Genomic DNA, 20,643 nt, shown 5'->3' on the forward strand with positions numbered 1-20,643 from the left:
CTCCTTTAACAGTCAATCCTTCTCATAGTAACACATAATATATCAATAGGACATGTGACATTCTTAGTTTGTAATTTTCTAATAAGGGAAAAAATGAAGAAAGGAGTGATGGATGATGGGCTATGTCTTGCCTGTTCAAATGGATGCATATACACAGTATGCGAACCGCATTAATTCAACAAATAAACCTATCAAATTGGATCCGGTAGTAAGGCCTGCATTTTATCGGGTTGATCCGCAGTATTCCTGGGAGGACATCCAGAAAAACACTAGATCCAGCATGTACAGAGGGAAAAAAGAAGAAAGAGCTTCTTCCCATATTTCTGATCATTTATTGGCGGAATTAACAGGAAAGGGAAGGTATGTAAACGAATCTATATAGTAGGACGAACATAAAGGAAGTGCTCGTAGTGGATTTTCAATGGATAACAGATAGGGTAGGTTATTTTCAAGGTGCAGTGAATATAGGTTATGTCAAAGTTTCCCCACAAGAGGGGCTGCTGGTTGATGCAGGACTTGACGATCAGGCGATCAAAAAAGTGTTAAAGAGCCTGAAGATGCAGAACTTGCCACTCACACATCTTTTCATCACGCATGCTCATGCCGACCATTATGGAGGGGCGGCTTATCTTCAGAAGATGAGCGAGGTTAATACACTTGCACCTGAACTTGAAGCAGCGATCTTGCAAAATCCAATGATAGAGCCACTATATTTATATAATGGTGCATACCCTATGGACGAATGGCGCAACAAATTCTTAGAGGGAAAACCCGTCAGGATTGATACTGTTTTAAAAGCAGAGGGGGAATTTAGGATAGGGGAGGCTATTTTCCGTACAATTTCCTTATCTGGCCACAGCTATAATCAATCGGGTCTGTTTTTTGATAATATTCTGTTTGCCTCAGACGGCTACTTTGGTGTGGATGCACTTGAAAAACATGGTATCCCATTCATAGTTGATGCAGAAAGAACAATGGATAGCCTGGAAAAAATAAAAAAACTTCCATGCAGGGGGGCAGTTCCCGGACACGGAAGATTTGAAGAGGATCATTGCTACACGATAGATAAAAACATAGCACTACATAAAGAGATAGAACGGGAATTATATGAAGCGGTAAAAGCGAAAATTGGTGGGATATCGTTGGAAGAACTTGTTTCAACCATTTGTACAGATAAAGGGATCATCATAAAAAACCCACCATCCTATATGCTATTTCGTACGGCTATAACTGCATACTTAACGAAATTGATAAAAGAAAACCAGGTTAGATTCGTGATGAAGGATAATCAGTTATTGATCGAACCATTATCAAGATAAGGGATGACATATAATGGTTTACCTTCGTCCCACTCCGCAAAAATCAGGTCCTTTGGTGAATGATATCCTAGTTTTTTCAGCTCGGATAAGAGCCATTGCTCGCTTAGATTGATTTCTTTCAGGTTATCAGATAGTATCCTCCCGTCGGTAATGAGAGGGGTTGAAAGTGTTATCTTTCTTGGGGCAATATTAAGATCTTGGTTGATTGGAATTTCATAGGAATGTTTTTTTAGTACGCTGACTGTCCCATCTGTTTCTAAAATTGCATATTCCACTTCCTGTAAAGAGAAAGCACCTTTAGAGCGAAGCAAATGGCGAAGTTGATCAATATCAAGTTTCGCTTTTTTTAATTCCTTCCGATTGATGTTACCCTTATGAATGACAATGGAGGGACGACCTTCCATCCATGCCCGTGTTCGTCCCCATTTCTGAGTGATGATTTCCAAAAGATAAATGAGGGAACCCCATATCAGTACGGCAAAAAGGAGCTTAGGGACACCAATTTCATTGTCATATAATCCATTCCCGACCAATTCTCCAAGAACGAGTGCAGAAATGAAATCAAAAGGTGTGATCTGGGTGATTTGGGTTTTTCCTAAGAGTTGAGTCAAGGTAAAAAGCGCGATAAATCCTACTAATAATTCAACAGCAATCCTGATATAATCCGTCATAAATTTGTCGTCATCCTTTAATTGGTTTCCTTGTAGTAGTCTGTCCAAATTTGGATGAATTATAAAAAAAGCGGAGGACCCTTTACTTTGAGTAAGTAAAGAGTCTTCCGCTTATATTTTTTTTATCATGGTTACATGTGGTATTCCTGCATCCAGGAAAATATCAGACACTGTTTGATAGCCGAGTTTGGAATAAAAGCCTTCCGCATGAGTCTGAGCATTCAATTTCAGCGAAGTGATGCCTTTTGAAAGTGCATATCCTTCAATGAAATTCATGATTTTGCGGCCGGAACCTTTTGCGATGCGATGGGTAGGAAGCACGCAGATTCGTTCAACCTTGCCAAAGCCGTCTATTACCCGAAAGCGTCCAGCACCTATTGCCTGATCATTTTCATACAGGACAAAATGGGCTGCCTCCGCTTCAAATTCATCTATTTCTTCTTCGATTGGTACTAGCTGCTCTTCTACAAAGACCGTTTTCCTAACGGAATAAGCATCCTCGAGCTGCTGTTCATTTTCCACTAATTGTACGTGCAAGGGTTAGCAGTCCTTTCCAAAACGAAAAGTTTCATATACTGTCCACATGCCATCTTCAAGCTGGTATAGCAAATGGAAGCGATCCACGATTTCTTCGTGCGTGATGTCTGTCATTTTTAAGGAGCCAAGTACATCAGAATGCTCATCATCGGATAATTTTTGGCCGATTGTAATATGCGGTACATAGGAAAACTCACGGTTATCATTGAAATACCCGGTTCCATTGTGCAGTTTTTCGTGAAGGGACATGAGCTCTTCATTAGGATCCACTTTTAGATAGATCACATTATTGACTGGGGCAAAAGAGCTGACCTTGTAAATGTTCAAAGGGATAGGAGCTGTATCTTTTGCAATGGAAGAAAGCTCATCAGTGACAGTTTTCATGTCGTTTTCGTCAATTTCAAACGCCGTCTTCAAGGTGACATGTGGCGGAATTAACGCATAATGCGCATCATAACGTTTTCGATAAGAATTTGCAAAGTCCTGTAATTTTTTTGTTGGAAAAATAGCGATTCCATATTTCATCCAATATCCCTCCTACTTATGTTGATATTATATAAGAAAAATGACTATTTCTTTTCCTTATTTTATCGTAATTTTAAGGAAATAGATAGAAAAGAATTCTGATAGTTATGAAAGCATTTTTGGCAGTGCTTGTCTAAGATCTGGCTGCCAATAGGTCCAGGTATGAGTGCCTTCGAATTCTTCGTAGAATACGGAGAAGTCCTTTTCTTTCATGAGTTCATGCAGCGTACGGTTTGGACCGATAAAATCCTTCTTCTTGCCATCGGTGGTAGGAACTTCGGTTTCCTTCGTGCCAACCACATGATATAAGCTTAAAAGGGAAGCCTGATGGAAATCCTCGACCTTGTTCAGCAAAGTTTCATCCACATATGGTGACTGCATGATGACTTTTCCGAATGTATGCGGGTAGGAAAGAGCAGTCATGAGTGAGACAGTTGCCCCTAAAGAATCTCCGATTAGCGCCCGTCCCATCCCCATTTGATATGTCGGATATTCCCGGTCGATGAACGGTGTCAGTTCGTGGGCAAGGAAACGGATATATGCGGCCTGCTTGCTGCCTTCTGGGTGATACTTATCTCTGCGATCCGCCACACTCCTATACGGTATCCCGATGATAATGGTGTTTTGGATTTCCTTGCTTTCTAAAAGTTGATCAGCAATCGTTCCTATCCTGCCTAGTGTAAAGTAGTCCTTTCCATCCTGGGCGATAAGGACGTTGTATTTATAGAGCGGCGAATAGTTTGGCGGTGTATAGACCATCAAGGTCATTTCTTCTTGCAGTTCCTTGCTATATAGTTTCAGTTCTTCGATTTTTCCAGATATTTTCTTCATTATTTTGAGCCTCCTAGGATGTCTTATTCCACTCTCGTAAGCGCTTTAGTCATTATCATATCATAACTTCCCGAAAAAGTAGGAATCTTGCGCACAGGACTTTACTTGAAAAAAGATAAAAATAATTTGATTTTTTGCTGTCAATATATTGACGAAAAAAACATAGGTTATATAATAGTTCTTATTCCAATTATTCCGATTAAACTTATAAGAATTAAAAAGCGGGTGATATTTTTGTTTTTGCAAATTTCCGATATAACAAAGCAATATGTTCAAAATGATGTAGCAAATACAGTTCTTTCCTCCATAAATGTGGATATAGAAGAGGGGGAGTTCGTTTCCATCTTAGGGCCTTCAGGTTGTGGCAAGTCCACATTGCTCTCGATGGTGGCAGGTTTGCTGAAGCCCACTTCCGGTGAAATCCGATTACAGGACTCGGTAATTACAAAGCCGGGGAAGGATAGGGGGATGGTGTTCCAGCAAGCAGCCTTATTCCCATGGATGACGGTCGAGGAAAATGTCCTCTTTGCCATCAGGGACATGAAGAATAAAGAAGAAAGAGTGAAGCGGGCACATCATTATTTGAAAATGGTCCAGCTTGGAAGCAACCTCAAGCAATATCCTCACGAACTTTCTGGCGGAATGCAGCAAAGAGTATCCATTGCACGTGCGCTCGCCATGGATCCCACAGTGCTTTTGATGGATGAACCTTTTGGCGCATTAGATGAACAAACAAGATTGAGGCTACAGCAGGAGCTTGAAACAATCTGGCTTCAAACGAGAAAGACGGTCCTATTTGTGACGCACAGTATTCATGAGTCAATCAAGCTATCTGACAGGATCCTTGTCATGGGAACCAGACCCGGAACGATTATTGCAGATATAAAAGTGAATCTGCCTCGTCCTAGACTGAGAACCAGTGAAGAGGTTGCCGAATTGGAGCTGAATATCAGCAGAATGCTTGAAAAAGAGATAGATAAAGTCGTGAAAGAGGAGTTAAAGCAATGAAACCTGGAATGAAGCGCTTAATATTTTTTGCGACCCTATTCATTGTATGGGAATTTGCAGTGAGGATCATCGGTTGGTCACCCGACCTCATGCCTAAACCCACCAATGTAGCGGATGCACTTATTGCTGGATTTGCAGATAAAACGCTGATCTATGATCTATTGGCAAGCTTTAAGCGTTTGGCTGTAGGGCTCGCCATCGCCTTGATCATCGGGACACTGCTTGGCATTTGGCTTGCGAAATCCAAGACTGCAGATGAAACGCTCGGGACGTTGGTGCTTGCCCTGCAAAGTGTACCAAGCATTGTATGGCTTCCCTTGGCAATCATCTGGTTCGGATTCAATGAAACAGCCATCATTTTTATTGTCACACTTGGTGGTACCCTGGTTATGACAATTAACATGAGGATGGGAATAAAAAGTGTCCCGCCTCTATATATAAAAGCCGCTTCCACCATGGGGGCTACAGGCATTGAAATGTTCTGGAAAATCATCCTCCCAGCATCCGTCCCTTATGCGGTGACAGGAGCCAGACTGGCATGGGCATTTGCATGGAGGGCTTTGATGGCCGCAGAGCTTCTGAGTATGGGACCAGGACTTGGCTACACATTGAAGTATGCAGCAGACTTCGGTCAGATGAGTCTTGTGTTTGGTGTCATCATCATTATCTGTGTCATCGGTTCAGTTGTTGATTTAGTCATCTTCCAGCGCTTTGAGAAAAATGTCATTCGCCGCTGGGGCTTGGATTCATAAATAGAGAAAATATTGGGAGGAATGAAGATGAAAAAAAGTTGGTTGGCAGTCAGTGCACTATTTTTGCTTTTGATGGGGGTTCTAAGCGGCTGTGGTTCATCAAGCAGTGGTTCTGGAGATGGAAAGGAAAAAGTGGTAATAGGATATTTCCCTAATATCGATCATGTTCCGGCAATGGTTGCAAGAGAAAAAGCATTATATGAAAAAGCCCTCGGCGAGGAATATACAGTGGAATATAAAACTTTCCCTGACGGTGGGGCATTCATGACAGCATTAAAGACTGGGGATATCGATGGTGGACTTGTGGGTCCTGCACCTGTCATGAATAACTATTCAAGCGGAGCGGATGTGAAGATTGTTGCTGGCGCATCTTCTGGGGGTACCGTCATCATTGCGAGCAAAGAAAGTGGGATCTCTTCTGTTGAAGAGCTAGACGGGGCCACTTTCATTACACCTGGAATAGGATGCACGCATGATGTACAAATGGAAACATTCCTGAAGGACTTTGGACTAACATCTGCACGCATCGGTGGCACGTTAAAGCATGTAACAGGTAATCCTGCTCAATATGCAGGCATGTTCGAATCGAAGAAGGTCGACGCTGCAGCTGTTCCTGAACCGTGGGCATCTGTACTGTCCATTGAGTATGGAGCAAAGATCCTGGTGGACAGCAATGAGATTTCCTATGGTACTACTCTTCCGAATACGGTATTTGTAACAACAGGCAAACTGATCGACGAAAAGAAGGACCTAGTGGAGAAACTGGTTGCGGCACATCAGGAATCTGTTGCTTTCATTGAGGGGAATCCGGAAGAGTCCAAGGAGATAGCAATCAAATCCATCAAGGAATCGACCAATCAGGAGCTTTCCAAAGAGGTTGTCGATTCAGCTTGGGAAAGAATCCGCTTTACAAATGAAGTGGATGCAAAAGTTATCCAGGAATTCGCAAACTCATCCTTTGACCTGAAATTCCTCAAGGAAAAACCAGATTTCAAAGATTTGATAGATACACAATTCATAAACTAGCAAATAGAGGGGTGTCGGGCTATAATAGTCACGACACTTTTTCTTTAGTTAAATAGGGGGTTCATTTTTATGAAAAAATTTTTGGCTATTTGTGCAATGATCATTCTTTCCGCATGTGGTGCAGATAAGGAAATCAATTTAGATGAAGAGTTTTCCATGAAGCTTGAGGTAAGCGAGCTATCAGGTACCAATCAGGACGAAGAGGCGTTCTCCACATCAGATAAAAAAGGGGAATTTTGGCTGGCCAATTTCATCTTCACTAATTGTGATACAGTATGCCCTCCAATGACTGCCAATATGGCAAAGGTGCAGCGCGAAATGAAAGAAGAAGGGCTTGATATATCCATCGTTTCCTTTAGTATCGATCCAGATGAAGATACCCCGGGTGCTTTAAAGGATTATGGAGATCAGGTGGAAGCAGATTACAGCAGCTGGGACTTTGTGACAGGATACTCGCAGGAGGATATCGAGAGATTTGCAAATGTCTCTTTTATGGTGCCGGCAGCAAAGGACGAGTCCTCGGACCAGTATAATCACAGTACAGGAATTTTCCTTGTAGACAAAGAAGGGTACGTCCGGGAACAATACAGCGGAATGGATGTACCGTTAGAGGAAATCATGGAGGACCTAAAAAAAGTCAGTGAATAAGGTTGAACCGTCGAGAGGGACTGTATGAAGGAGCCGGATTCTTAAAAATAAGCGGCTTCGACTATCTTTTATACAACTCTAAAGTAAGGGTTTTCATAAAGGTTTATTGAGGTGGCAGCATTGCTACCTCTTTTATTATCAGATTGTTTTTTCATGGGTATTTAAGTGTAGTTGCTGTTTAGGAAGGTATTGGTCAACAAGTTGATCGAGCTTTTGGATCTTTTTTAGGGCGGTTAACTTATCGATTTCTTTGTAGTGGTGATTTCCACCTTGTTCTTCGTCCATCTCATCGGCAAGCTTGACAACCTTTTGAAGTGGGCTGCGCTTGATATCGGATTCAGGAAGATAGGAGTCGGTATGAAGCAGGATGGCAACGGAAATTTGTTTAGCGATTCGTGGGTTCTCTCCTAGTCTGATTAACAGCTTATGGGCACGCTCAGCACCTTTAATTGCATGGATGTCATTTTCACGATACAACTCATAGTCCCATTTGCCCTGGCGATACCATTCGTAATGCCCAATATCATGTAAAAGGGCAGCCTTTGTGGCCATATCGACACTGACATTATATTTGAAAGCCAGATGAAAAGCATGGTTGGTCACTTCGAGTGCATGCGCAACCCCGGACCGTTGCATGAATTTCTGTGTGATCGGGTGTAAAAATAGATCGGTTAGTGTAACTTCTCTCATTAATATCTCCTCCCCTGTTAGGTTTTGTGAAAAATATATTACTGTATAGAATACCACATTGGACAAAACTAAAACAAGAGGACAAAAGTGGAAACTATGATGAGAGGGTGTTTCTATTGTCTTTTAATGGAACAAAAGATAATATGTTTTCCAAAATGAATGTACGCTTCCTATTTCGTAAGTGACAATAAGCGAAGACCGATTGTCCATTTAGTTGCAACAAGGATACTTTCCTTTGGGTAATCTGGCCGCTTTTTGCCAGGTAGATCATTTCAATCGATGTCTGTTGTTTAGCATATAGTGATAATAATCTTTGCATCTCATTCTGACCTCCTTTCAATAATTATTATATGCGAACATACGTTTTGTATGCAAGGAAATATGCGAACGTATATTCTTTTTTATTAAGGGTTAAGAAGAAAGGAGAAAATCATTATTTAATGGTGTCAGCCGCACTCGATTGAAGGGCGGCTATTATTTTTTAAAGAAAAATTAAAAAATCCTTTACAAAGAAACCCGTCCTAACTATAATTAATATTACACCTTATAAATTGCGATCTGATAGTTCAGCGGGAGAATACTACCTTGACAGGGTAGGGGTCGGGGGTTCGAATCCCTCTCAGATCATCCTATAAAATGCCCGGATTCATTTCTAATGGAATCCGGGCATTTTTCAATATTTATTTTCCTCTTAAAAGTGGTCGGTCCTGCAAATATAACTCTATATCAGGGCTACCGCCTTCAAGGATTTCTGTAGCGATTATTTTGGAGAGAAGTTGGCTATATACTGTTCCATTGTCCCCAAATCCAAATACAAAATAGCTGTCAGGATATTCATCGTATTTTCCTATGATGGGAAGGCCATCTATTGTACCGCCATAGAACCCCGCTAAGTAATATTCTGGTTTTACATCTAAGTGAGGGAACATATTTTTTAACTCTTCGATCAGTTTGTCTTTTTTATGCATAAGCTTACTGTCACGCTCTTCGGCAGAAGAAGTATTTTCATCGAGTCCTCCGATGATGATCCTATTGTCGGCTGTGGTGCGCATGTATAGGTACGGTCTGGCCGTCTCCCAAATCAATGTTTGATTATACCAATCCGAGAAGTCTTTCACTATATTTGTAGTGACGGTATAGGTACTTACAAAGGATACTTTCTTTTCTTTTTTTTGCTCTGTTCCCTCGTACCCTGTTGCAAAGATCACTTTGGATGCTTTAATGGTATTTCCGTTTTTTGTCGTGATGATCATGCGTTTTTCCCGATTATCATAATGGTGCCCATTCATTTCCGTCTTTTCATATATACGCACCTTTTTCTTAGCAGCATAGTCAAAAAGTGCATGAGTAAATTTGAAAGGGTTGAGCTCACCATCTCCATATGAATAAATCGCTACCTCCCTGCTGAAGGGATACTTTTTTTCTACTTCCGCTTCCGTGAGCAAATCCAGCTGAAACCCACGCTGTTTAAGGAATTCAAACTCTTTTTCCAGCCGTTCTACATCCTCTTTGCAGCTAGCAAGGTACAGTGTATCCCTTCTTGTAAATTCAGTATCCATTTCGACTTTTCGGGAAGCCTCTTCTATTTCATCTATCGCATCTTTCAATAATTGCAGATGCCTTGTAATATACTCCTCACCAAAGGTATGTATGAGATCGGTGAACATCTTTTCCCCGGAATATTGAATGAGTGCTGTGTTTGCGCTTGTACTGCCGGACCCGATCCTTCCTTTTTCAATGACGGCAACTTCCACCCCTTTATCAGCCAGGTAATAGGCACATTGAGCAGCAGATCCTCCTCCGCCAATAATCAGTACATCGCACTCAAGATCCTCCTTAAGCGCGGGATATGCCGGAGCTTCCGGTAAGGTGGTGGGCCAATAATAGGTTCCTGATTGTAGATTCATGTTACTCCTCCCTTTTAATGAATGCATACTGTTAATATTTCCTCCTCAACAGCTTGCATGCACCGTTTTTAAAAAGTAATCAAATGGGTAAAGTATACGAGGACAAGACTTTTCAATTAGGAGGAGCTTAATTTGGAAACAAAAAAGTTTAACAACATAACTGTAAAAGATTTAGTAAGGAAAATTTTTGAACATAAGCACTTATTCATTGTGGATGCCAGAAAAACGGATGATTTTGATGATTGGAAAGTAGAAGGAAAGAATGTGGAGATCCTAAATGTCCCATATGCAGAGGTGAAAGAGAGTGGAATAGGGGGATACCTCGAAAAGTTGCCTGATAATGAAGACATCTATGTAATCTGTGCAAAAGGTGGTTCTTCCCAAAAGGTAGCTCAAATGATTGTAGATGCAGGGTATTCCAAGGTATTTTCAGTGGAAGGTGGGATGAATGCATGGAGTGAACATCTGGAACCGATTAAAATTGGTGAGCTGACAAGCGGGGGGAGTATGTTTCAGTTTGTCCGGATAGGAAAAGGTTGCTTATCCTACCTTATTGAATCTAACGGAGAAGCTGCAATTATTGATACTAATCGAATGTTAGCTCCTTATGAAGCGTTTATAAGTGATAGAAAACTTGCCGTCACACATGTTCTGGACACCCACTTACATGCTGACCATATATCTGGAGGCAGGAAAATAGCCCAAAAATACGGTGCTACATATTTTTTACCACCTAAAGATGCAGAAGAAGTCACATTTGAATTTGAACAGATAAATGATGGAGACGAGTATGAAATTGGAGGCATTAAAATCCGTGCGTTTTATTCCCCTGGTCATACTATTGGAAGTACTTCATTTATTGTAGATGACAAGTATTTACTTACTGGGGATATCTTATTTATCGATTCAGTCGGGCGACCAGACCTGGCGGGGAAGGCAGAAGACTGGGTAGGTGATTTAAGGGATACCCTTTACAAACGGTACAAGGAACTGACTGATGAATTGCTTGTCTTACCGGCCCATTATATGAGTATTAAAGAAATGAACGATGACGGAAGTATTTCAGCAAAGCTTGGTGTTTTATATGATAAGAATCAGGGACTCAATATCAAGGATGAAGGAGAGTTCAGGAAGAAAGTGACGGAAAACCTGCCACCGCAACCTAATTCCTATGAGCAGATCCGGGAAACAAACATGGGCAAATTGTCGCCGGAAGAGGAAAAGCAACGAGAGATGGAAACCGGTCCTAATCGGTGTGCTGTTAGTTGAGGATTATCTTAAACAAAAAAAGACGTGGAAACACGTCTTTTTTGTTTAATGAATATTCTCCGTTAGATCCTTCATCATTTCTTCATCCATGGGACCTACAACTTTTTTCTGGATAATACCATTTGAGTCGATGACATAGCTGGTTGGAATGGTAAAGGCTTGATACTGCATGCCAATCATACCTTCCTCATCCAGCGGGATCTCAAATGTGAGCCCATACTCCTCCACAAAGCCCTTGATGGCATCTTGTCCTTTATCCACGTTTGTCAGGTTTACAGCTAAAATCTCGATCTCATCGCTGTTTTTTTCATAGAATTCTTGCATATGAGGCATTTCCGCTTTACATGGTGGACACCATGTTGCCCAAAAGTTCAGGATGATTTTTTTACCTTTATAATCGGAAAGCTTCATTTTTTCTCCTTCGAGGGTAGTCAATTCAAAGTCCGGTGCAGGATTTCCTTCTTGTACTTCTGATAGGTCAGCTCCTGGAATATCCTCCATGTTTGTAATTTCCTCGTCAGAATTGTTTTTCTTCGCTTCTTCAGTAGCAGAAGGCTTCCATAGGTTCACGAAGACAATGGAGACCGCCAATATGATAATGGCAATTGAGAGTAGATTTTTATTCAAATCCTTTATTCCTCCTTGTTAGTTGTTGAAGTATGAACACTGTTAAACCTATCCATAGAAAGGTCATGGTTTCCATAGAAAATATTGATTGGAATATGCTTCTTAGCAATAATTCCAAAAAAATAAAGAATATCAAGATTTGAGTTTCTGGCACTATCTTTTTCCTCATGATAGCTACTATAGATAAAAATACGGATAACATGATGATATAAGTATTCATCTCTGATAATTCGCTTTCCATATAGCTGATCAATAGATGGTAAGTGAAGAAAAATAGAAGAAACAGACGAACAGAGTCGGTCCCAATTGAGGTTGTATCCTTCTTAAATACTTTCATTAGATATAAAGTTACGGAAGCCAACGCAAGCACATGGCCTTTTACTCCACCATTAAAATAGAGGATGGAAAAAGGCGTATGATAGAACATATTATATTGAAAGATGATATAGCTGAGTTTCCAAACTGACAGATAGATCAAAAATGCATTCCAATACCAGTCATCGGTGGATCGCCTTGAAAATATCCTGTTTAATAGTGCTGTGCCAATCATTGCAAGCACGGTAGCGAGCCATATAGCAGGAAATGTTACATTCCCTATGGTGTAATAAGTCAATCAGACCCACCTGAAGGCAAGGAGTATTTAATTGATAATTTAACGTCAATGGCAGGAATTACAGATTGAATCATTCCGCAATTTTGAATGACCAGGTTCACAATCTTTTCAGTTTGGATCTCTGTCAACCCTTTATCTGCACTTATGTAAGCGGTAATGGATATGCTTTCTATACGATTAGCGTGAGCAGCATTTCTCGTTGCAGCTGCCTCCATTCCAATCCTTTCATAAGCAAATCTTTTCTTCGTCAAAATGTTTCTTAGCAAAGTGCCGCTGCACCCAATAAGTGAAGATATAAAAAGCTCATATGGCCGATAGCCATTTTCCTCATTGGGTGAAATTGATAGTGTACGGAAACCCGAATCACTGAGGATCCGATCCTGTTCAATGATGAATTTCATATACCTCACTCCTTTCACTATGAGTATGAACACATAATGTTAAGGAATGATTAAAAAACTCATCCTTTATTCTGAATGGGAAGTCTGATCCAAAAAGTATGGTGTATTCCATCCGTATCTATACCGACCATCCCTTTATGGGCAAGAATGATACTCTTGGTGATCGCCAGGCCAAGGCCCGCACCATGGGATTTTGTTGTCCGTGAACTCTCCATCCGATAGAATCTTTCGAAGATCTGATCCTTCTTATCAGGTTCAATATATTGCCCTTTATGGATGAAGTAGATCAAATAACAATCTTGATTTATAGTTCCCTCGATTTTAAGGGCTTCTCCTGTGTTATAGTCAATTATATTTTGAAGAATGTTCGTGAACGCCTGCATGAGGCCGTCCTTATACACTAAAACAGAGGTATCTTCTAAATTGATCTGAAGATCTGTAAATCTTTTCTGCAATTTTAGCTGAAAAGGATTTATTGCTTCAGTGAGGAGCTTTTTCACATCCAGTTTTTCCAAACATTTTTCCTGAAAAAATATGCCATTATGCCAGGAGTTCAATTCCGATATCAACTCTACAATCCTGGTGATTCGCTTTGATTCCTCCAATAGAGAAGTGAATATCTCCGTATTTCCTTCAATGACACCATTTTCCAATGCTTCTAAATAGCCGTTTATATTTGTGAGGGGGGTTCGCAGCTCGTGGGCGATATCACGAAGCATTTCTTCCCGTTGATTTTGCATGACAACGAGCGACTCGGACATGCTGTTGAAATTTCCAATCAGTTCAGCCAGTTCACCTGATGTGGAAGCAATGACTTTTTCAGGAGCTTTCCCTTGTTGTATATTTTTTGCTGCGTGTGAAAGAAGCTTAATGGGATTGATCATTTTTTTTACAGTGAAGTAGTGGAATAAACCGATAAACAGGAAAGTGAGGATACCGACTTTCCAAAGAAAGGAGTTTAAAGTCTCAACAAGCTCCTGACCTACAATTTGTTCGGAATTCACCAAAAAACAGGCATAATCTTTAACAGATGAGCCTGCGATGATAATGACTAGTAATAAGATCATGCTGTTTAGGAATATCAGTTTAGTCAATAAATTCGTCATCCCTTTAAAGCCCAACAAATTTATACCCCATTCCTCTTACGGTCTGAATATATTCTTTAGATGAATGTGCTTTGATTTTTTCTCTTAGGTGCTTTATATGAACATCTATCGTTCTATCCGATACTGCTTTTTCATGATTATCATATATGAGATTCAGGATTTGCTCCCTTGATAGTACCTGGTCTGGGTGTTGCATGAAGGTATGGATCAGTTTGAATTCGAAATGAGTAAGTTCCAATTTTGTACCGTCTATCCATGCCTCTCCTTTAGCGGGTTTCAGCGTAAAACCTGAAAAACTTATCTTTCCGCAACGACTGGCTGTCCTTCTTAATACCGCTTCAATTCTTCCCATTAATTCACCTGGACTGAATGGTTTGACAACATAATCATCTGCCCCTAATTTAAAGCCTTGTATGCGATTATTTTCGGTAGCTTTAGCTGTCAACATAATGATAGGCATCATACTGTTTAGATCCTCCCTAACCCATTTGCATATTTCTTCCCCGCTTATTTTGGGCAGCATGAGATCTAGAATCAGGATACAAGGATCAAAGTCCTCGATTTTATTTTTTGCATCGAGCCCATCTACCGCTTCCATTACCTCATATCCCTCATTAAGCAGATAAATTTTCAACAGATTGCGGATTTTCGGATCATCTTCTACTATTAAGACTGTCTTACCGATAAGTTTTTTTGTATTCAAGATTGTTCATCCTTTACTAAAGAGAAAATAAACTATAGAAAGAAAGCCATGCGCTTATTTTTTGCATTTGGCCGGTTAATACAAGAAAGCCAAGCAATATCATGACCATTCCATTAATGAAAGCTAACTTTGAAAGATATTTGTTTATCTTTCTCATCGTCTTCAATGATTGAGAAATAAGGATGGAAATGATAAAAAAAGGGACCGCCATACCCAATGAATAGGCGCTTAACAAGAAAATACCCTCCATTAAAGTTTCTGAGGAACTTGCCAATAATAGGATGGAAGAGAGTGCCAGTCCGACACAAGGAGACCATCCGCTCGCAAAAGCCATCCCTAATAGAACTGAACCTGCAATGTTTTTAGATTCGTGGACCGATTGAAACTTTTTTTCCTTCATAAGGAATTTCAGCTTTAGCAGCCCCGCCATCTGTAATCCAAAGATGACAATTAGCACCCCGGCAACCTGCATGAGGGCGATTCTGTAATTCATCAACCAACTGCCAATGAAACTTGCCGATGCTCCAAGTGCAATAAAAATAGCACTGAATCCGAAAATGAAACCGATGGAACGCATATATAGTTTCGTTCGGTCGACATGTAGCTTCGCATCTTCTATTTTCCCGCCTGTTAAGTGTGTTATGTAAGCGGGCAATAGAGGAAAAACACACGGGGAGAAAAATGAAAGTACACCTGCGGATAATGCAAAAAATAAACCAATATCATTCATGAGTACCACTCCTTTTCTCCACAATTATGATAACTATTTGTTAATGTTTTATTAAAATCAGAAAAAAATTGTTGATTGCATAACAATTGATTATATACCCCTCAGGGTATATAATCAATTAGTGTAGTAAATGAATTACCTTTATATGGAGGGTGAAAATGGATGATATGGTTCTTAATGATTATTATTAGTATTATAGCTTTTTTCATATATTTAAGATACGTCCCTGTTCAAGGGGTTCCTTGTATAGCAAGTGTATTTCAGGATAAAGATGTGAAAATCCTGGATGTCAGAGACTATAACCAGTCCTATAAAAGTCCTGTGAAAAATTCCATCAACATTCCTGTTGCATATTTAAAAAGGAATTATCATGAGTTGGCCGATTCAAAAATTATAGTAGTAGCTTCCGATTCTTTGGAGAAGAATATCAGTATTCGTTTCCTAAAAACTAAAGGGATAAATGTCTTGGGATATACCTTTACTAACTGTCCATGTAAAAAACAAATAAGACAAACAATGGCTTGATATTGTGGAGAGAACTTCATCATAAGGATACCTTGAAAATTAATTACTTATGAAAGAATGTGGTTAACATGAAGCAAGAAAAAACGGAAGGAACAGAACAAAATAAACAGACGATAGATTCCCGATATATACAACAGCATCTGGCAAACGAACGGACATTTTTAGCTTGGCTGCGAACAGCGATTGCCATTATAGGAGTGGGTTTTCTGGTCACCAATTTGCACTTTACGATGAAAACGAGCCTTTCCCCATTCAGTGATCTTTTGGCGAGTATCATCGGGCTTTCCTCTGTTGGTTTAGGGATTGTAACCATCATCATGGCGACAGTTACCTACTTCAAGAAGACGAAAACCATAAATGATCAAAGCTTCCGCACCACTAAAACAACTGTTGTTACGCTTGCAATTTTTGTTATTACCATTGCAATTGTTTTTGGAGTTTACTTTATTTATATATAAAATTTTATTTGGTTAAACCGACTAAAAAACCCTCATCTCTATGGATAAGGGTTTTTTAGATGTCATTTAATTTTAACCTCCAAATGCATCCAGAATATCATCTACTTCTTTCATGTTAATCGTTCCATTATTTGAGGACTCTTGATCAATGTTTGGAACTGATTTCAACGATGCAGGGGAATAACTGGATATTATCATCCTTTTTATCGCTGATAGCTCTTGAAGTATCTCTTGGTTTGCCCCTTTTTTCAAGGTCGTGGATCTGGGGTTAAAATACTCGTAAAGTGCAGAAAGGAGTAAGTCAGCTAGTGTACTGTTATTTGCATGATAGTCCAGCTGCTCATGGATTTTGCCTGAGACTTCCAATGGGTTACCAGTTTTTACGTCAATGAATTGATCGGGAATCGATAGTGCTATTCTGTTGACATAATCGGTGTATGTTTTTGTCACAACACTCACCCTCTAATCGAAACTTTACTTGCCTTAGTGTGGGCTTTTTTTAATTGGTTCATCTTTGCAAGAACTAATAATCCTTGCACATTCAGCTTCTCCAAATTCTCTGGGAACACTAATTCAATTGGGCGGCCTTTCTGTTTCCATCTGATTGCAGCCTCCTGGATTTGACGTTGCGCAAGCTTGGCGGCCCCACCTACAGCGATATACTTTACAGCACCTTTCACTTCATTCGAGCTGCTACGAACTTGATCAAAAAGCTCCAAATATTTGATGGCCATTGCCTTCAGTTGAGGTGTAACATATTTACTGATATCCTTTTGGACACCAGCAAAAGGTTCAACGTACCACTCAGATACTCCTGCCAGTAACTTTTCCTCCAGTTCTGAACGCGAATCAAATTTGTAAAGTTCATGTTTACTTATTTTCCTTATGATGTTATCAAGAAACTGGTTTATCCCAAACGGTTCTCCCTCAACTGATGCAACAGGCTTATTATTTTTTATTCCGACAAAGTCTACAGAGTCCCCTCCAAGGTCACCAATCAGTATCCCTTTTTGAGAATCTTTCACAAGAGATTCATCTTTTATTGAAAGGGTCTCCACATCTCTGGTCAATCCCAGATACGCACATGCCCCCTCAGAACCGACAATAACATCCATTACTTCGATTTTAACGAATATTTCTTTTGGTTCTTGAAGACCGGGAACTTTGTGAAAAATAATTGTATGTGACCCTAAAAGCTTTTGTTTCATCAACTCTTTCATCTCTTTATATTGAGTTGTCGGCAACGAGACAGCAAGCTGATCGATCGTGTAGTGAATTTCTGTTTCTTCCGGGTTACATAAGATTGCATGATATGCTGCAAACCCGAAAAGTAAAATGAAAGTACGATCTTCCTCAGCTTTTTGATTATTGTAAGATGTTAAACTGACATTTTTCTGTCTTGTGGCTGATTTACCAATATAAAAGGTATCTCTTTTGTTGGAAATCGCCTGGCTTTTCACCTCTACAATAAGGTTTTCTTCAAGAGGAACATCCTCTTCATCATAATGCTTCTCATAAAAGCCTTCATCAAACTCAGCGATGGCATTCGGCATTTGGTACTCTTTTATTTCTTCGTTTTCAGATGTCATAACCTTATACCAGCTGTTTCCTAAGTCAACGGCAAGAAAATTATGTGTATTCATCATATCCTCCTCCTTCTGAATTCTATGCTCTGTGGTTATTGTAAGGTGCAAGTACATGATAAATTTCTGGGCACTTCAATCAATTTATAGGAAGAAGAATGAAATTCCGGAACCATAATAGGGACATGAGTCCAAATTAATTTTAAGGAATCTGGGCTATTGCCCAGTCATGGTCATTTGCCCGGCATAGGATGAATTATCTTAACTCTAAGGAGGAGTATGAATTGACAGATTCATATAAACATAATAAAGTCCTACCGCATTGCAAATCTTCACAACATCAGTGTGAAAGCAAGGAGTGTCACCCTAAAGTTAATATTGGAAAAATCTTCACGAAGGTACCAGTGGTTCTTGCCGAACTCACCCTTCAAATAAATATGGATGCCTTCATTGATTTTCCAGAACCGGTCCTTGAAATCAAGGACATAAAAAAGAGGGTCAAATTGACACAATGCAGACTATTACTACCAACAAACAAATTGTTTATCAAAGGATTTGTGCGCAAAAACATTCAATATGCCAGCCCTTGCAAGGAAATTGAACAAAGCACTTCCGCTTCTATTGCATCTGACTTGCATTCCTATACAACAGATATCCCGTTTGAATGTGTGACAGAAATTAAGAAGTACTTAACAAAGCCTGTAATGCCTGTAATAAATACACGTCAGGAATTTGATTTCTTTGTTTCCAAACCATTGTCCCAGGGCTACCCCGAAAAGGATGAATACCAATCGAGTGATCTTTCCCAGTTTCACCAGGAAAGCACTCAGCATTACAATGAACTACCTTTCTGTGAATTGATTTCTAGTAAGATTATTGAATGGGATGAAGCAGTGAACAGATTACCACTTCCAACTGCCTCTCCCGTAGAGGAAGGTTACTTTACCAGAATAGAAGAAAAAATGGTTCTAGATATTACGGTTAAGGTTCTTCAAAACCAGCAGATCCGTGTAACTTCTACAACTAACGATGAATGCTATGATGATTGCGATTGGACTTGTGATTGTGATTACGAATAAGTAATCTATACAAAATCAATAGAAGGAATTCGCATTCCTTTGTGAATTCCTTCATATCAATCTGAACTGAAGATATATCAAAGGAGGGGGGAAAGGAAAGGCTGCTTTAAGAAGCAGTTACTTTCACTAATTATGATTAATTTTTCGAGAAATAATGTTGAAGCTTCTCAGTACCTACATCCATTTACTTCTTTAAGTAAAAATGCCTTGAATGGAGTCCGAGAGGAGCAAACCAAGATGGATTCAAAAGCTGAAGAATCCAGAAAAAATATTAGTACTGGTTCGAAGAGGAAATCTACCACAAAAGTTGCTGCAGGGCCATTAATTCTTCCCCCTCCAATTATAGTTAGTAAGCAAATAAAGAAAAAAACAAGCTCCAAAAAGCCACAAATTATTGTAGATGGTGGATTGTGTATTGGGGGAGAAATTCCTCCATATTTACAAGATGAAGATACTGTATCTCAAACATCGTTATCTTCTGATGAGTCAATCATTGAAAACGATATTATGGAAGATCAAAAAGCATTCCCTGAAGAACAGATATTAGAAGGTGAAAAAGAGGAAGCTAATCATCTTGTTTCAGAAATGTCCAGCAAGGGTAGGGAAGAAGTTCAACTGGAGGAAACAGAGGGATTTGAGCAGGGGACAGAGGTTCAACTAGAACATCTGGAGTCAAAAAAGCAGCCTGAGGATAACCCATTTTCGGAAGAAGAGAATATATTTCTTGAAAATTCAGGGGAATGCAGTTCTTCTGAGCCTCAAACAGAAATTGGCAAAAAAGTGAGAAAATTAAGGGATTACCAATTATGGATTGAGGAATTTCTCCTTGAACAGGAGCTGGAAGTAGCTTTCTGTAAAGAACTTGGTGAAGGTGACGTAGGAAAACAGGTTGGCAATGAGCCCAAGGAATCATTGAAACCTGTCAACCCAGTCAAACCTAAAGATTATTCACTAATCAGGCTTCCAGTCATTCTTTCAGAAACAGATTTGGAATATGAAATTTTCGACTCCTATCCATTGCCTGCACCCATATCAACTATCATTAAAAGTGAATGGTCCGTGCATTCTATCGAAGCGCGTGTTCCGCTTCCGTCCAACATCGCATTTATTAAAGGTACCCTTGTACTTATATTGGATTATACATGTGAAAAACAAACATTGCATTCTGTAAAAGTACAAGTGCCTTGGTCTCATACGTTGGAGGTGGATTGGCTGGTGAAACCTGAAATTTCAAAATCTGAAAAGAAAGAATACATGTTCAGAGCTTCAGACTGCGATGAGCCATCCTTACATTATGAGTACTGTGCGGAATATGCAAAACCTGTTCACTTTGACCTAAGCGAAGTAAATTTTGTATGGCATGAGGAATTGGATAAGCCTGTTAACAAGAGCAAGATCGCCATTCATGGAATAGCAAGATTTTCACTGAATCTACTTCAAGAGCAATATGTGAAAATTTCTCTGGAATAGTTCTTAGAACGTCACATTTGTGTGGCGTTTTTGTTTTGAAGAAATCTAAAATTGGAAAGCTATAACTTTTAATTTAATTAATCAGTTAATTGACTATACGTAATTTTAATCCCTACATATTATATTAGTGTTCATTTCAATTAGTTTATTATTTATAAATAATGA

26 protein-coding genes and 1 tRNA gene are annotated in these 20,643 nt (G+C 39.6%); 12 read left to right on the plus strand and 15 right to left on the minus strand.

The features are described 5' to 3' along the window. Window positions 1-112: 112 nt before the first annotated feature. Complete coding sequence (locus JOC95_RS19155; RefSeq protein ID WP_204419259.1) at window positions 113-382, plus strand: hypothetical protein; 270 nt, start codon at window positions 113-115, stop codon at window positions 380-382. A gap of 28 nt (window positions 383-410) precedes the next feature. Continuing rightward, window positions 411-1,319 carry an MBL fold metallo-hydrolase gene (locus tag JOC95_RS19160; protein ID WP_204419262.1) on the plus strand — a complete coding sequence of 303 codons (909 nt, stop codon included), beginning with the start codon at window positions 411-413 and terminating at the stop codon, window positions 1,317-1,319. On the opposite strand, the gene JOC95_RS19165 is transcribed toward JOC95_RS19160, so the two are convergent. The 4 genes from JOC95_RS19165 to JOC95_RS19180 all read right to left on the minus strand — a co-directional run bounded on the left by JOC95_RS19165 (window position 1,289) and on the right by JOC95_RS19180 (window position 3,883). Next, on the minus strand, window positions 1,289-1,990 hold the full coding sequence (locus tag JOC95_RS19165; protein WP_204419264.1) for a DUF421 domain-containing protein: 702 nt from the start codon (window positions 1,988-1,990) through the stop codon (window positions 1,289-1,291). The two genes, JOC95_RS19160 and JOC95_RS19165, sit on opposite strands and share 31 nt — an antisense overlap. Window positions 1,991-2,101: 111 nt before the next feature. Next, window positions 2,102-2,527, minus strand: a complete 426-nt coding sequence (locus tag JOC95_RS19170) for a GNAT family N-acetyltransferase (RefSeq protein ID WP_204419267.1) — start codon at window positions 2,525-2,527, stop codon at window positions 2,102-2,104. A gap of 3 nt (window positions 2,528-2,530) precedes the next feature. Beyond that, window positions 2,531-3,052 (minus strand): YjcG family protein, encoded by a 522-nt coding sequence (locus tag JOC95_RS19175; protein ID WP_204419270.1) that lies wholly within the window; start codon window positions 3,050-3,052, stop codon window positions 2,531-2,533. Window positions 3,053-3,157: 105 nt separating this feature from the next. Beyond that, window positions 3,158-3,883 (minus strand): alpha/beta hydrolase, encoded by a 726-nt coding sequence (locus JOC95_RS19180; protein ID WP_204419272.1) that lies wholly within the window; start codon window positions 3,881-3,883, stop codon window positions 3,158-3,160. A gap of 234 nt (window positions 3,884-4,117) precedes the next feature. Between JOC95_RS19180 and JOC95_RS19185 the strand changes: the two genes are divergently transcribed. From JOC95_RS19185 to JOC95_RS19200, 4 genes are all read left to right on the plus strand, one after another. Beyond that, window positions 4,118-4,891, plus strand: coding sequence for an ABC transporter ATP-binding protein (locus JOC95_RS19185; protein WP_204419274.1), 774 nt, complete (start codon window positions 4,118-4,120; stop codon window positions 4,889-4,891). Beyond that, entirely contained in the window at window positions 4,888-5,643 is a 756-nt protein-coding gene (locus JOC95_RS19190) for an ABC transporter permease (RefSeq protein WP_204419276.1), read from the plus strand. The genes JOC95_RS19185 and JOC95_RS19190 overlap by 4 nt, the downstream gene beginning before the upstream one ends. Window positions 5,644-5,670: 27 nt before the next feature. Then, window positions 5,671-6,669: an aliphatic sulfonate ABC transporter substrate-binding protein gene (locus JOC95_RS19195; protein ID WP_204419278.1), complete on the plus strand. Its 999-nt coding sequence runs from the start codon at window positions 5,671-5,673 to the stop codon at window positions 6,667-6,669. 69 nt (window positions 6,670-6,738) lie between these two features. Then, window positions 6,739-7,317, plus strand: a complete 579-nt coding sequence (locus tag JOC95_RS19200) for an SCO family protein (RefSeq protein ID WP_204419280.1) — start codon at window positions 6,739-6,741, stop codon at window positions 7,315-7,317. Between the two features lie 138 nt (window positions 7,318-7,455). Here JOC95_RS19200 and JOC95_RS19205 read toward each other — a convergent pair whose 3' ends face one another. Continuing rightward, window positions 7,456-8,007, minus strand: coding sequence for an HD domain-containing protein (locus JOC95_RS19205; RefSeq protein ID WP_204419282.1), 552 nt, complete (start codon window positions 8,005-8,007; stop codon window positions 7,456-7,458). 94 nt (window positions 8,008-8,101) lie between these two features. Next, window positions 8,102-8,326 carry a hypothetical protein gene (locus JOC95_RS19210; RefSeq protein WP_204419284.1) on the minus strand — a complete coding sequence of 75 codons (225 nt, stop codon included), beginning with the start codon at window positions 8,324-8,326 and terminating at the stop codon, window positions 8,102-8,104. Window positions 8,327-8,562: 236 nt separating this feature from the next. Between JOC95_RS19210 and JOC95_RS19215 the strand changes: the two genes are divergently transcribed. Further along, window positions 8,563-8,634: transfer RNA gene (locus tag JOC95_RS19215), tRNA-Val, on the plus strand. A 53-nt stretch (window positions 8,635-8,687) separates the two neighbouring features. On the opposite strand, the gene JOC95_RS19220 is transcribed toward JOC95_RS19215, so the two are convergent. Then, window positions 8,688-9,914, minus strand: coding sequence for an NAD(P)/FAD-dependent oxidoreductase (locus JOC95_RS19220; protein ID WP_204419286.1), 1,227 nt, complete (start codon window positions 9,912-9,914; stop codon window positions 8,688-8,690). Window positions 9,915-10,046: 132 nt separating this feature from the next. Between JOC95_RS19220 and JOC95_RS19225 the strand changes: the two genes are divergently transcribed. Then, the gene (locus JOC95_RS19225; protein WP_204419288.1) at window positions 10,047-11,183 is read left to right on the plus strand and encodes an MBL fold metallo-hydrolase; all 1,137 of its coding nucleotides are present in this window, start codon (window positions 10,047-10,049) and stop codon (window positions 11,181-11,183) included. Between the two features lie 45 nt (window positions 11,184-11,228). Here JOC95_RS19225 and JOC95_RS19230 read toward each other — a convergent pair whose 3' ends face one another. From JOC95_RS19230 to JOC95_RS19255, 6 genes are read right to left on the minus strand one after another with little or no spacing between them, the layout of a single operon-like run. Further along, window positions 11,229-11,810 (minus strand): redoxin domain-containing protein, encoded by a 582-nt coding sequence (locus JOC95_RS19230; RefSeq protein WP_239583022.1) that lies wholly within the window; start codon window positions 11,808-11,810, stop codon window positions 11,229-11,231. Beyond that, on the minus strand, window positions 11,803-12,423 hold the full coding sequence (locus JOC95_RS19235) for a hypothetical protein (RefSeq protein WP_204419290.1): 621 nt from the start codon (window positions 12,421-12,423) through the stop codon (window positions 11,803-11,805). Before JOC95_RS19235 ends, JOC95_RS19230 begins: the two co-directional genes overlap by 8 nt. Next, a complete protein-coding gene (locus JOC95_RS19240) occupies window positions 12,420-12,824 on the minus strand; it encodes an OsmC family protein (RefSeq protein WP_204419292.1) in 405 nt (134 codons plus the stop codon). The genes JOC95_RS19235 and JOC95_RS19240 overlap by 4 nt, the downstream gene beginning before the upstream one ends. A gap of 59 nt (window positions 12,825-12,883) precedes the next feature. Then, window positions 12,884-13,948: a sensor histidine kinase gene (locus tag JOC95_RS19245; protein WP_239583023.1), complete on the minus strand. Its 1,065-nt coding sequence runs from the start codon at window positions 13,946-13,948 to the stop codon at window positions 12,884-12,886. Next, window positions 13,935-14,633, minus strand: coding sequence for a response regulator transcription factor (locus JOC95_RS19250; protein ID WP_204419294.1), 699 nt, complete (start codon window positions 14,631-14,633; stop codon window positions 13,935-13,937). Before JOC95_RS19250 ends, JOC95_RS19245 begins: the two co-directional genes overlap by 14 nt. A 16-nt stretch (window positions 14,634-14,649) precedes the next feature. Continuing rightward, window positions 14,650-15,363, minus strand: coding sequence for a cytochrome c biogenesis CcdA family protein (locus JOC95_RS19255; RefSeq protein ID WP_204419296.1), 714 nt, complete (start codon window positions 15,361-15,363; stop codon window positions 14,650-14,652). A gap of 162 nt (window positions 15,364-15,525) precedes the next feature. Between JOC95_RS19255 and JOC95_RS19260 the strand changes: the two genes are divergently transcribed. Both JOC95_RS19260 and JOC95_RS19265 read left to right on the plus strand, forming a co-directional pair. Then, entirely contained in the window at window positions 15,526-15,888 is a 363-nt protein-coding gene (locus JOC95_RS19260; RefSeq protein ID WP_204419298.1) for a rhodanese-like domain-containing protein, read from the plus strand. A gap of 68 nt (window positions 15,889-15,956) precedes the next feature. Then, window positions 15,957-16,346: a YidH family protein gene (locus tag JOC95_RS19265; protein WP_204419300.1), complete on the plus strand. Its 390-nt coding sequence runs from the start codon at window positions 15,957-15,959 to the stop codon at window positions 16,344-16,346. A 72-nt stretch (window positions 16,347-16,418) separates the two neighbouring features. On the opposite strand, the gene JOC95_RS19270 is transcribed toward JOC95_RS19265, so the two are convergent. Both JOC95_RS19270 and JOC95_RS19275 read right to left on the minus strand, forming a co-directional pair. After that, the gene (locus JOC95_RS19270; protein WP_204419302.1) at window positions 16,419-16,796 is read right to left on the minus strand and encodes a hypothetical protein; all 378 of its coding nucleotides are present in this window, start codon (window positions 16,794-16,796) and stop codon (window positions 16,419-16,421) included. 5 nt (window positions 16,797-16,801) lie between these two features. Next, window positions 16,802-17,989 carry a ParM/StbA family protein gene (locus JOC95_RS19275; RefSeq protein WP_204419400.1) on the minus strand — a complete coding sequence of 396 codons (1,188 nt, stop codon included), beginning with the start codon at window positions 17,987-17,989 and terminating at the stop codon, window positions 16,802-16,804. Window positions 17,990-18,213: 224 nt separating this feature from the next. On the opposite strand from JOC95_RS19275, the gene JOC95_RS19280 reads away from it, so the two are divergent. Continuing rightward, a complete protein-coding gene (locus JOC95_RS19280; RefSeq protein ID WP_239583024.1) occupies window positions 18,214-19,008 on the plus strand; it encodes a CsxC family protein in 795 nt (264 codons plus the stop codon). A 237-nt stretch (window positions 19,009-19,245) separates the two neighbouring features. Further along, complete coding sequence (locus JOC95_RS19285; protein WP_204419307.1) at window positions 19,246-20,478, plus strand: hypothetical protein; 1,233 nt, start codon at window positions 19,246-19,248, stop codon at window positions 20,476-20,478. Window positions 20,479-20,643: the final 165 nt, after the last annotated feature.

The organism is Sutcliffiella tianshenii, assembly GCF_016908565.1.
Lineage (GTDB): Bacteria > Bacillota > Bacilli > Bacillales > Bacillaceae_I > Sutcliffiella_A > Sutcliffiella_A tianshenii.

Coding starts and splice junctions, on each gene's coding strand:
- JOC95_RS19155 (WP_204419259.1), top strand. CDS start 113: ATGATGGGCTATGTCTTGCCTGTTCAAATGGATGCATATACACAGTAT.
- JOC95_RS19165 (WP_204419264.1), bottom strand. CDS start 1,990: ATGACGGATTATATCAGGATTGCTGTTGAATTATTAGTAGGATTTATC.
- JOC95_RS19175 (WP_204419270.1), bottom strand. CDS start 3,052: ATGAAATATGGAATCGCTATTTTTCCAACAAAAAAATTACAGGACTTT.
- JOC95_RS19180 (WP_204419272.1), bottom strand. CDS start 3,883: ATGAAGAAAATATCTGGAAAAATCGAAGAACTGAAACTATATAGCAAG.
- JOC95_RS19190 (WP_204419276.1), top strand. CDS start 4,888: ATGAAACCTGGAATGAAGCGCTTAATATTTTTTGCGACCCTATTCATT.
- JOC95_RS19195 (WP_204419278.1), top strand. CDS start 5,671: ATGAAAAAAAGTTGGTTGGCAGTCAGTGCACTATTTTTGCTTTTGATG.
- JOC95_RS19200 (WP_204419280.1), top strand. CDS start 6,739: ATGAAAAAATTTTTGGCTATTTGTGCAATGATCATTCTTTCCGCATGT.
- JOC95_RS19205 (WP_204419282.1), bottom strand. CDS start 8,007: ATGAGAGAAGTTACACTAACCGATCTATTTTTACACCCGATCACACAG.
- JOC95_RS19210 (WP_204419284.1), bottom strand. CDS start 8,326: ATGCAAAGATTATTATCACTATATGCTAAACAACAGACATCGATTGAA.
- JOC95_RS19220 (WP_204419286.1), bottom strand. CDS start 9,914: ATGAATCTACAATCAGGAACCTATTATTGGCCCACCACCTTACCGGAA.
- JOC95_RS19240 (WP_204419292.1), bottom strand. CDS start 12,824: ATGAAATTCATCATTGAACAGGATCGGATCCTCAGTGATTCGGGTTTC.
- JOC95_RS19255 (WP_204419296.1), bottom strand. CDS start 15,363: ATGAATGATATTGGTTTATTTTTTGCATTATCCGCAGGTGTACTTTCA.
- JOC95_RS19260 (WP_204419298.1), top strand. CDS start 15,526: ATGATATGGTTCTTAATGATTATTATTAGTATTATAGCTTTTTTCATA.
- JOC95_RS19265 (WP_204419300.1), top strand. CDS start 15,957: ATGAAGCAAGAAAAAACGGAAGGAACAGAACAAAATAAACAGACGATA.
- JOC95_RS19275 (WP_204419400.1), bottom strand. CDS start 17,989: ATGAATACACATAATTTTCTTGCCGTTGACTTAGGAAACAGCTGGTAT.
- JOC95_RS19285 (WP_204419307.1), top strand. CDS start 19,246: ATGGATTCAAAAGCTGAAGAATCCAGAAAAAATATTAGTACTGGTTCG.